Source organism: Pseudomonas sp. Irchel 3E20 (assembly GCF_900187645.1).
In the GTDB taxonomy this organism is placed as follows: domain Bacteria; phylum Pseudomonadota; class Gammaproteobacteria; order Pseudomonadales; family Pseudomonadaceae; genus Aquipseudomonas.
This window is the reverse complement of record NZ_FYEE01000005.1, coordinates 438196-448565: the sequence shown is the minus strand read 5'-3', so window position 1 is coordinate 448565 and position 10370 is coordinate 438196. Positions and strand designations below refer to the sequence as shown.

Sequence of the window (10370 nt, the reverse complement as noted above, 5' to 3'; positions counted from 1 at the left end):
CCTTCAAAGTTTCGCTGGGAAATCTTTAACAACTTCAACCACTTGCGCTGACGATCACTCGTTAGCGGGAGGCGAATTCTACAGCGTTACTCGCTGCTGTCAACACCTCTTTTTCAACTCCTTTCGGGCTTCGATGACCTGAAGCTCCGCGCTGTCGAAACCTGCATAACTCTTTGTTTACCAAGGAGTTTTCCGTTTTGACTGCGCCGGAAGTGGGGCGAATTATAGACAGATATAAATCGCCGTCAACCGTTAATTCAGGGTTTATTCAGCTTTAAGCGTAATACGCGCAAATGCCTTCTTCCCCGCCTGGCAAACATAGGTAGCGCCCAGCTCGCATATAAAGGTGCGATCCACGACCTCACCATCAATACGCACACCACCAGACCCCAAGAGGTCACGCGCCACTGCCGAGTTTTTCACCATGCCTGCTTTATTAAGAACGGCAGCGATCGGCATCGCTTCGGCGGCCGTCAATTCGACTTCCGGCAGATCATCCGGCAGTTCGCCATCCTTCATGCGATTACCTGCCGCACGATGCGCGCTTGCGGCCGCCTCTTCGCCATGGAAGCGCGCGACGATTTCTTCCGCCAACTTGATCTTGACGTCACGAGGATTGGCGCCCGCCTCGACATCTGCCCGCAGCGCATTGATCTCATCCATGGAGCGAAAGCTGAGCAGTTCAAAGTAGCGCCACATCAGCGCATCGGGGATCGACACCAACTTGCCGTACATCACACCCGGCGCTTCCTGGATCCCAACATAGTTACCCAGGGATTTGGACATCTTCTTGACGCCATCCAACCCTTCCAGCAAAGGCATAGTCAGAATGCATTGAGCCTCCTGACCGTAGGCACGCTGCAACTCGCGCCCCATTAATAGGTTGAACTTCTGATCGGTGCCACCGAGCTCAATATCCGCGCGCAGGGCAACCGAGTCGTAGCCCTGAACCAATGGATAGAGGAACTCGTGGATAGCGATAGGTTGATTGGTGGAGTAACGCTTATCGAAGTCGTCGCGCTCGAGCATGCGAGCAACGGTGTACTGGGAGGTCAGGCGAATGAAGTCCGCAGGCCCCATCTTGTCCATCCAAGTGGAGTTGAAGGCAACCTCCGTCTTGGCCGGATCCAGGATTTTGAACACCTGAGTTTTGTAGGTCTCGGCGTTGTCGAGCACTTGCTCGCGAGTCAGGGGCGGGCGCGTGGTGCTTTTGCCGCTCGGATCACCGATCATGCCGGTGAAGTCGCCGATCAGGAAAATCACCTGATGGCCCAGATCTTGGAACTGGCGCAGCTTATTAATAAGCACGGTATGCCCCAGGTGCAGGTCCGGGGCGGTCGGATCGAAACCGGCCTTAATACGCAAAGGCTGGCCACGCTTGAGCTTCTCGATCAGCTCAGCCTCGACCAACAGTTCTTCCGCACCACGTTTGATCAGCGCTAGCTGCTCTTCAACCGACTTCATAACAGACCCGCAAGGCTCAGATTCAAAGGGAACCAACCATACAAGATCAGGGACTAATTACAAGTTTTGCCCGGCGCACAGAAGGCAATCCACGAAGTCGGCGTTCACGCGCTTGCGTCACAGATGATTTGGTTATATTTTATACAGTTATTTCGTCTTCATCATGTCATTCATCTTTTCCAATTCATCTTCTCAAAGTCAAAATTACCTATGACCACTGAACCGTCTAAAGCGCCGCCGCTTTATCCGAAGACCCACCTGCTCGCTGCAAGTGGCATCGCCGCCCTCCTCAGCCTGGCGCTCCTGGTATTTCCGTCCAGTGATGTAGAAGCCAAACGAACGACCTTGAGTCTTGAGTTGGATAGCCCTGCTGAGCAACTGACACAAGACCAAGACACTGCCGACGCCGCCCAAGCCACAACTGAAGTGTCAGCATCGCCATTCGCCCAGATCGAAAGCAGCGATCAAGACGCCTCGCAAACCGCTCAAGCGGCCCCGGCGCCAGTGGTCACCGAAGAGAAAGCAGCACCCAACCATAGAGAAGTAGTGGTCGCCAAGGGCGATACGCTTTCCACCCTATTCGCCAAGGTTGGCCTGCCCACCACTGCCGTGCATGAAGTACTGGCCAGCGGCAAGCAGGCCAAGCAGTTCACGCAGCTCAAGCACGGCCAGAAACTCGAATTCGAGCTGGGCGCAGACGGTCAGTTGAATAACCTGCACAGCAAGATCAGCGACCTGGAAAGCATCACGCTGACAAAGGGCGCCAACGGATATGCGTTCAATCGCATCACCGCCAAACCCACCGTGCGCTCAGCCTACGTCCACGGCGTAATCAACAGCTCTCTCTCGCAATCGGCCGCTCGCGCCGGCCTCTCGCACAAGCTGACCATGGATATGGCCAGCGTATTTGGCTACGACGTCGACTTCGCCCAGGATATTCGCCAGGGCGACGAGTTCGATGTGATCTATGAGCAGAAAGTCGTCAACGGCAAGACCGTCGGCACCGGCCCTATCCTCTCCGCACGCTTCACCAACCGCGGCAAGACCTACACCGCCGTGCGCTACACCAACAAGCAAGGTTCCAGCAGCTATTACACCGCCGATGGCAATAGCATGCGCAAAGCCTTTATCCGCACCCCTGTGGATTTCGCCCGTATCAGCTCCCGCTTCTCCATGGGCCGCAAACACCCGATCCTGAACAAAATCCGCGCCCACAAGGGCGTAGACTACGCCGCACCCCGTGGCACCCCGATCAAGGCCGCCGGCGATGGTAAGGTCCTGCTGGCCGGGCGTCGCGGTGGCTACGGCAACACAGTCATCATCCAGCACGGTAACGCCTACCGTACGCTGTACGGCCACATGCAGGGCTTCGCCAAAGGCGTCAAGACCGGCGGCAACGTCAAGCAAGGCCAGGTGATTGGTTATATCGGCACAACCGGCCTGTCCACCGGCCCGCATTTGCACTATGAGTTCCAGGTCAACGGCGTCCACGTCGATCCGCTGGGCCAGAAGCTGCCCATGGCCGACCCCATCGCCAAAGCCGAGCGCGGCCGTTTCCTGCAACAGAGCCAACCGCTGATGGCACGCATGGACCAAGAGAAAGCCACTATGCTGGCTTCGAGCAAGCGCTAAGCCATGTCGCTCTATATAGGCGTGATGTCCGGGACCAGCCTCGATGGCCTGGACATCGCGCTGATCGAGCAAGCCCCCGCGATCAAGCTGGTCGCCACCCACTACATCCCCATGCCCGAGGCCATGCGCAGCGAGTTGCTGGGCCTATGCACCAGCGGCCCTGACGAGATCGCTCGCTCCGCCATCGCCCAGCAGCATTGGGTGGAGTTGGCCGCGCAAGGCATTCATCGCCTCCTCGAGCAGCAAAAACTTAACCCCCAAGATATTCGGGCGATTGGCAGCCATGGGCAAACCATCCGCCATGAACCTGCCCGTGGTTTCACGGTGCAGATCGGTAACCCCGCGCTGCTGACTGAACTGACGGGCATCATGGTCGTCAGCGATTTCCGCAGCCGCGACGTGGCTGCTGGCGGCCAGGGTGCGCCGTTGGTGCCAGCCTTCCACGAAGCGCTGTTTGAACGCAGCGCAGGCAATCGGGCGGTATTGAATGTCGGCGGTTTCAGTAACCTGAGCCTGATTGAAGCGGGCAAACCCGTCGCCGGGTTCGATTGCGGCCCGGGAAATGTCTTGCTGGATGCGTGGATTCATCACCAACGCGGCGAGCATTTCGACCGCGACGGCCAGTGGGCCGCCAGTGGCTTGGTGGATCCGCACCTGCTGAACGCGCTGCTCAGCGACCCGTTCTTCCAAGGGACCGGCCCCAAGAGCACCGGCCGCGAGGTGTTCAACCTCGTTTGGCTACAGGCACACCTGGCGCGGTTACCGTTACTGCCCAGTGAAAACGTGCAAGCGACCCTGCTGGAGCTGACCGCACGCACCATCGTCGAGTCGCTGCAGACCGCTCAAAGCGATACCCAAGAACTGCTGGTCTGCGGTGGTGGCGCCCACAATGGGGCACTAATGGCACGCCTTGCAGGCCTGCTGCCTGGCGCGAAAGTCAGCAGCACCGCCGCTTACGGCGTTGACCCCGACTGGGTCGAAGCCATGGCCTTTGCCTGGCTGGCACATTGCTGCCTGGAAGGCATCGCCGCCAACCGCCCCAGCGTCACCGGCGCTCGCGGACTACGGGTGCTCGGCGCCATCTACCCCGCCTGAACGCCACATAGCAAAACGCCGCAAGCCCTGACGGGAGTGCGGCGTTGAGTAGACGCTGTGGATCAGATCGAGAATGAAGAGCCACAACCGCAAGTAGTCGTGGCATTCGGGTTCTTAATCACGAAACGCGAACCTTCCAGACCTTCCTGGTAATCCACCTCGGCACCTGCCAGGTACTGAAAACTCATCGGATCAACCACCAGGCTGACGCCCTCGCGCTCGATGATGGTGTCGTCATCGGCCACGTCTTCATCGAAAGTAAAACCGTATTGAAACCCTGAACAACCGCCGCCCGTAACGAATACGCGCAGCTTCAAGCGATCATTACCCTCTTCATCGACCAGGCTCTTCACCTTGTGCGCTGCACCGTGGGTGAATTGCAAAGCCGTGGGGGTGAAGGATTCGACGCTCATGCTGATATCTCCCGGCGTTACGCCGCCATATTGCGTGATGGCGCGTATTATCCGCTTCTCCCAGAAAAACGGTCAACTATTATGGCCGCAGTGGCAAGCTTCAAGCCGCGAGCCTCAGGCTTGCAACGTGAAGCTCGCGGCTTGCATCTACTGTTAGGGCAACATGCCTGCGTGGGACAGGCCCAGCTTCTCGTCCAGGCCAAACAGGATGTTCATGTTCTGCACGGCCTGCCCCGAAGCACCCTTGACCAGGTTATCAATCACCGACAACACCACCACCAAGTCACCGTCCTGCGGGCGATGCACCGCGATACGGCAGACGTTGGCGCCGCGCACACTGCGGGTTTCCGGGTGGCTGCCGGCCGGCATCACATCGACGAACGGCTCATTGGCATAACGCTTCTCGAACAGCGCTTGCAGGTCGACGGAACGGTCCACCACCGTCGCGTAGAGGGTGGAGTGAATGCCGCGGATCATCGGTGTCAGGTGCGGCACGAAGGTCAGCCCGACCTCTTTGCCTGCTGCACGGCGCAGGCCCTGGCGGATTTCCGGCAGGTGACGGTGGCCTTTGACCGCATAGGCTTTCATGCTTTCCGACGTTTCAGAGTACAGCGAGCCGACACTGGCACCACGCCCTGCACCGCTGACGCCCGACTTGCAGTCGGCGATCAGGCGGGTGGTATCCGCCAACCCCGCCTCCAACAACGGCAGGAAACCCAGCTGGGTGGCGGTCGGATAGCAGCCCGGCACAGCGATCAGGCGCGCTTGCTTGATTTGCTCGCGGTTGACCTCCGGCAAGCCGTACACCGCTTCTTCCAGCAACTGCGGGGCGCCGTGGGGCTGGTTGTACCACTTGGCCCACTCATCGGCGTCCTGCAGGCGGAAGTCGGCAGACAGGTCGATCACCTTAGTGCCCGCGGCCAGCAGCTCGCCCGCCAGGGCATGGGCGACGCCGTGCGGGGTGGCGAAAAACACCACATCGCAAGCCGCCAGGGTCTTGGTGTCCGGCACGCTGAATGCCAGGCCATCGTAGTGGCCGCGCAGGTTCGGGTACATATCGGCAACGGCCAGGCCTGCCTCGGATCGCGAAGTGATGACCACCACTTGCGCCTGCGGATGCTGCGCCAACAGACGCAGCAGTTCGACACCGGTGTAACCCGTGCCGCCGACGATACCGACCTTGACCATAAACCTGCCCTCAACGAACCCACTGGAAAGCCGTCGATAATAGGGGCCGCGCCGTTCGGCCACAACCGCCAAGGTGACGGGCACACTCCCAAGCCTCTACTATCGCGCCTACCGTGAACCTGGAAATAACTAAAAATGCTTTATCTATGGCTCAAAGCCTTTCACATCGTCAGTGTCGTCTGTTGGTTTGCCGGCCTGTTCTACTTGCCGCGCCTGTTCGTGTATCACGCGCAAAGTGAGGACGCCGTTAGCAAGGAACGCTTCAGCATCATGGAGCGCAAGCTGTACCGCGGCATCATGGGGCCCGCCATGGTGGCGACGCTGATCTTCGGCGGCTGGCTGATTAGCCTCAACCCCAGCGGCTACTTTGGCCAGGGTGGCTGGATGCACGCCAAGCTGACCCTGGTCGTGCTGCTGATCGGCTACCACCACATGTGCGGCGCGCAGGTAAAACGTTTCGCCCGTGGCGAAAACACCCGCAGCCATGTCTTTTATCGCTGGTTCAATGAGGTCCCGGTTCTGATATTGCTGGCTATCGTCATTTTGGTCGTTGTACGGCCGTTCTAATACCTATCAGTCACAATCACTTGGGGTACTTCCAATGTCGCTGCCCGCTCTGCTCGAACAACGCTTGCGCCTGCCTGTGGTGGCCGCACCTATGTTCCTGATTTCCAACCCGCAACTGGTGCTCGCCTGCTGCCGTAATGGCGTGGTGGGCAGTTTCCCGGCGTTGAACCAACGCGAAAGCAGCGGTTTCAAGGCCTGGCTGGAGGAAATCGAAGCCGGGTTGGCGCAGATGGAGAACCCCGCCCCCTACGCCGTCAACTTGATCGTGCACCACAGCAACCCGCGCCTGGAGGCCGACCTGGCGATCTGCATCGAGCACAAGGTGCCGATCATCATCACCAGCCTGGGGGCGGTGAAGGAGTTGGTAGACGCGGTACACAGCTACGGCGGCTTGGTGTTCCACGACGTCACTACCCGGCGCCACGCCGAGAAAGCCGCGCAAGCAGGCGTCGATGGCTTGATCGCCGTTGCCGCCGGGGCGGGTGGACATGCGGGCACCTGGAGCCCGTTTTCGTTGATTGCCGAGATCCGTCAGTTCTTCGACAAGACCTTGCTGCTGGCCGGGTGCCTGAACCACGGCCACGAAATTCTCGCCGCTCAAGTCCTCGGGGCGGACCTAGCCTACTTCGGCACGCGGTTTATCGGCACCACCGAAAGCCACGCGCCGGATGCCTACAAGGAGATGCTGCTCAGCTCAAAAGCTGCCGACATCGTGCACACCGCCGCCGTGTCTGGCGTGCCGGCCAGTTTCATGCGCCAGAGCCTGGAAAACGCCGGGTTCGACATGGCGGCCTTGCAGGGCAAGGGCGAGGTCAACTTCGGCTCTAAGCTCAAGCCCCTGAGCGATGAAGCCAAGGCTTGGAAAACCGTGTGGTCGGCAGGCCAGGGCGTGGGCGAAATCACCGACCTGCCCAGCGTCGATCAACTGGTTGCACGCCTGGACCAGGAATACCGCGCCGCCCAGGCCCTGGCGGCCAAACTGCCGGAACGCTGGCCGCAGTAATCTGAAATGATTTTTCGGCCAGCCCAACTCGGCTGGCCTTAAACTCTGCGGCCCTTTCCTATCCCCAGACAAGGATGCCCTGCATGAGTGAAACCCGTTACCGGATCGTCTTCGATGGCAAACTGCTGAACGGCGTCGAGCCCACCACCGCCAAACTCAATCTGGCGCAGCTATTCAAAAGTGACCTCGCCGCCGTCGAAGACCTGTTCAACGGCACCCCGGTGGCACTCAAACGCGACCTCAGCCACGTGGATGCACTCTCCTACCTGGATGCGCTGCACAAAACCGGCATCGACCCGCGCATCGAAGCGCAAGAGCCGGAAGTTGAGGCGCCCATCGTTCCCGCCGCTGCGCTACCGCTCGCTACGGCACCTGCGCCAGTGGCAGACCCAGTACCGCCCTATGCGCCACCGCAACCGAGCATCGCCCCACGCACCGGCAAATACGATGAGCTCAAGGTATTCACCGTCCAGGGACGTATCGGGCGCCTGCGTTATCTGGCCTGGACCATGGCCGCGCTGCTGGTGGGTGTGCTTCCGCTACTCATCACCTCGTTCCTGTTCTCCACGGATCGCTTGATCGTGGGGACGCTGTTCGGCCTGCTGGTGCTCATCCCCTATGTCTTTGCGAACATCGCCATCAGCGTGAAACGCCTGCACGACCTCGGTTGGTCAGGGTGGCTGTGGCTGCTGAACTTTGTACCCGTTGTGGGCAGTTTTTTTCCGCTGGTGATTGCCGTGTTGCCGGGCAACGAAGGCGATAACCGCTACGGCCCACCACCGCCGCCGAACACGACATCGGTCAAAGTGCTCTGCCTGCTGTGGCTGGTGTTGCTCGCGCTGTTCATCCTGGTGGCCGTCACCGGCATTCTCGCCACGCTGCTGACGCTATAAAGCTGACCCTCGCTGCCACAGCAATCCGGCAATACACACCGGCGAACCTGTAGACTCTGCGCAGAATGAACACCCGCGGCCCCGCTGACATCACCGTCATCGGGGCCGCGCCGTTGCGATGGAGAATTGCATGACCCGTTACGCTCTGATCTCTGGCGCCTCCAGCGGCATAGGTCTGGCCATGGCCGAAGCGCTGGCAAGGCGCGGCCGTAACCTGCTTCTGGTGGCCCGCCAGCGTGACCCGTTGGAAGCCATCGCCACCGAGCTGACCCAGCGCTTTGGCGTGGAAGTGCTGTTCCGCGCCTGCGACCTGGGCGAGCCGCTGCGCTTGTCCGGTTTTTTGCTGGAGCTCGAAGAAGGCGACCGACAGATAGACCTGCTGGTCAATTGCGCCGGCATGGCCACCTGCGGCCCATTCCTGGCACAGGACTGGATGACCGAGCAAGACCTGATCGAAGTGAACATCCTGGCCACCACACGCATGTGCCACGCCCTCGGCAACGCCATGGCCCTGCAGGGCGGCGGGCAGATCCTCAATGTCGCCTCGCTGGCCGCGTTCGCGCCTGGGCCATGGATGAGCAGCTACAGCGCCAGCAAGGCGTATGTGCTGAGTTTTTCCGAAGGCCTGCGCGAAGAACTGAAAAAGTGCGCGGTAAAGGTTTCGGTACTGTGCCCCGGCCCTACCCGCACGGCGTTTTTTTGCAACGCGCAACTCGATGCCAGCAGGCTGGAAAGCCGCGATCGCCTGATGAGCCCCGAGGAAGTCGCGCTGTACACCGTGCGCGCCCTGGACAAGAACCGCGCCATCATCATCCCCGGGCGGCGCAACCGCTGGCTGGCGTTCCTGCCACGCCTCGGCCCGCGCTGGCTGACCCGCATCCTCACCGGCGCCGCCAACAAAGCCTGTTGCCCGCGGTAACAGGCTGGGCGCACGCCGGGCGCGTGGGTACACTCAACCCCGACTTTCACCATGGAGAGATAGCTGTGGATACTCTGTTCACCAAAATCATCAACCGGGAAATACCCGCGAAGATCATCTACGAAGACGACCAGGTCCTGGCCTTCCACGATATCGCGCCACAGGCACCGGTCCACTTCCTGGTGATCCCGAAAAAACCGGTACGCACCCTCAACGACCTGACCGAAGACGATAAGGCCCTGGCCGGCCATATTCTGTTCACAGCTCAGCGCCTGGCCCTGGAATTGGGCTGCGAGGAAGGTTTTCGCGTCGTGATGAACTGCAACGAGCTAGGCGGCCAGACCGTGTACCACATCCATATGCACGTCCTCGGCCAGCGCCAGATGAACTGGCCACCGGGCTGATCCTCACCGCCCAAGCCCCCCGAGCCTGCCCTCACCGGCAGGCTCCCACTCCTCAACGGCAATGACCCAGCGCAAACCTTCCCACGCCTATTGGGTTAAACTGCCCGCCGTGTTTCTTCCCGGAGGTCAGCATGACTACCCAACGTCACTACTCGCCCATTGACCGTCTCCTGCTCCAAGCCGATACCGCGATGCGCACCCTGCTGCCGTTCAGCGGCCAGCCGTACCGCCCATCGCCCGCCCTGTTGCAACCGGACGCCGCGATGAGCGACGAGGACACCCGCCACGTCGCCGGCCTGATGCGCATCAACCACACCGGCGAGGTCTGCGCCCAGGCGCTGTACCAAGGCCAGGCCCTCACCGCGAAACTGCCGCAGGTGCGTGCCGCCATGGAGCATGCCGCCGAGGAAGAGATCGATCACCTGGTCTGGTGCGAACAGCGCATCCGCCAACTGGGCAGCCATACCAGCATCCTCAACCCGCTGTTCTACGGCATGTCGTTCGGTATTGGCGCGGTGGCGGGGCTGATTAGCGACAAAGTCAGCCTGGGCTTCGTGGCCGCCACCGAGCACCAGGTGTGCAAGCACTTGAACGAACACCTGGAGCAATTACCGGCCGAAGATGAAAAATCTCGGGCCATCCTCGAACAGATGCGCATCGACGAAGAACACCACGCCGAAAGCGCCCTGGAGGCTGGCGGTTTCCGCTTCCCGGCACCGGTCAAGTTCGGCATGAGCCTGCTGGCCAAGGTCATGACCAAAAGCACCTATCGGATCTGATCCAGCGCTTTTA

Annotated in this window: 11 protein-coding genes; 8 read left to right on the top strand and 3 right to left on the bottom strand. The window is 60.4% G+C overall.

What is annotated here, in order from left to right; translation table 11 throughout:
* Positions 1-264 precede the first annotated feature (264 nt).
* Positions 265-1464, bottom strand: coding sequence for a tyrosine--tRNA ligase (tyrS, locus tag CKW13_RS12905; RefSeq protein ID WP_095108996.1), 1200 nt, complete (start codon positions 1462-1464; stop codon positions 265-267).
* A 210-nt stretch (positions 1465-1674) separates the two neighbouring features.
* On the opposite strand from tyrS, the gene CKW13_RS12900 reads away from it, so the two are divergent.
* Both CKW13_RS12900 and CKW13_RS12895 read left to right on the top strand, forming a co-directional pair.
* Positions 1675-3096 (top strand): peptidoglycan DD-metalloendopeptidase family protein, encoded by a 1422-nt coding sequence (locus CKW13_RS12900; RefSeq protein WP_095108995.1) that lies wholly within the window; start codon positions 1675-1677, stop codon positions 3094-3096.
* Between the two features lie 3 nt (positions 3097-3099).
* Complete coding sequence (locus CKW13_RS12895; protein ID WP_095108994.1) at positions 3100-4191, top strand: anhydro-N-acetylmuramic acid kinase; 1092 nt, start codon at positions 3100-3102, stop codon at positions 4189-4191.
* Between the two features lie 62 nt (positions 4192-4253).
* Here CKW13_RS12895 and erpA read toward each other — a convergent pair whose 3' ends face one another.
* Both erpA and argC read right to left on the bottom strand, forming a co-directional pair.
* Positions 4254-4604: an iron-sulfur cluster insertion protein ErpA gene (erpA, locus tag CKW13_RS12890; protein WP_095108993.1), complete on the bottom strand. Its 351-nt coding sequence runs from the start codon at positions 4602-4604 to the stop codon at positions 4254-4256.
* A 153-nt stretch (positions 4605-4757) separates the two neighbouring features.
* Complete coding sequence (gene argC, locus CKW13_RS12885) at positions 4758-5792, bottom strand: N-acetyl-gamma-glutamyl-phosphate reductase (protein WP_095108992.1); 1035 nt, start codon at positions 5790-5792, stop codon at positions 4758-4760.
* A 135-nt stretch (positions 5793-5927) separates the two neighbouring features.
* Between argC and hemJ the strand changes: the two genes are divergently transcribed.
* The 6 genes from hemJ to coq7 all read left to right on the top strand — a co-directional run bounded on the left by hemJ (position 5928) and on the right by coq7 (position 10357).
* Positions 5928-6359: a protoporphyrinogen oxidase HemJ gene (gene hemJ / locus CKW13_RS12880; RefSeq protein ID WP_095108991.1), complete on the top strand. Its 432-nt coding sequence runs from the start codon at positions 5928-5930 to the stop codon at positions 6357-6359.
* Positions 6360-6393: 34 nt separating this feature from the next.
* Complete coding sequence (locus CKW13_RS12875; protein WP_095108990.1) at positions 6394-7362, top strand: nitronate monooxygenase family protein; 969 nt, start codon at positions 6394-6396, stop codon at positions 7360-7362.
* 83 nt (positions 7363-7445) lie between these two features.
* Positions 7446-8255: a DUF805 domain-containing protein gene (locus tag CKW13_RS12870; RefSeq protein ID WP_095108989.1), complete on the top strand. Its 810-nt coding sequence runs from the start codon at positions 7446-7448 to the stop codon at positions 8253-8255.
* 130 nt (positions 8256-8385) lie between these two features.
* The gene (locus CKW13_RS12865) at positions 8386-9174 is read left to right on the top strand and encodes an SDR family oxidoreductase (protein WP_095108988.1); all 789 of its coding nucleotides are present in this window, start codon (positions 8386-8388) and stop codon (positions 9172-9174) included.
* Positions 9175-9239: 65 nt separating this feature from the next.
* The gene (locus CKW13_RS12860; RefSeq protein WP_017128660.1) at positions 9240-9578 is read left to right on the top strand and encodes a histidine triad nucleotide-binding protein; all 339 of its coding nucleotides are present in this window, start codon (positions 9240-9242) and stop codon (positions 9576-9578) included.
* Between the two features lie 131 nt (positions 9579-9709).
* Entirely contained in the window at positions 9710-10357 is a 648-nt protein-coding gene (gene coq7 / locus CKW13_RS12855) for a 2-polyprenyl-3-methyl-6-methoxy-1,4-benzoquinone monooxygenase (protein WP_095108987.1), read from the top strand.
* The last annotated feature ends 13 nt before the right edge of the window (positions 10358-10370 follow it).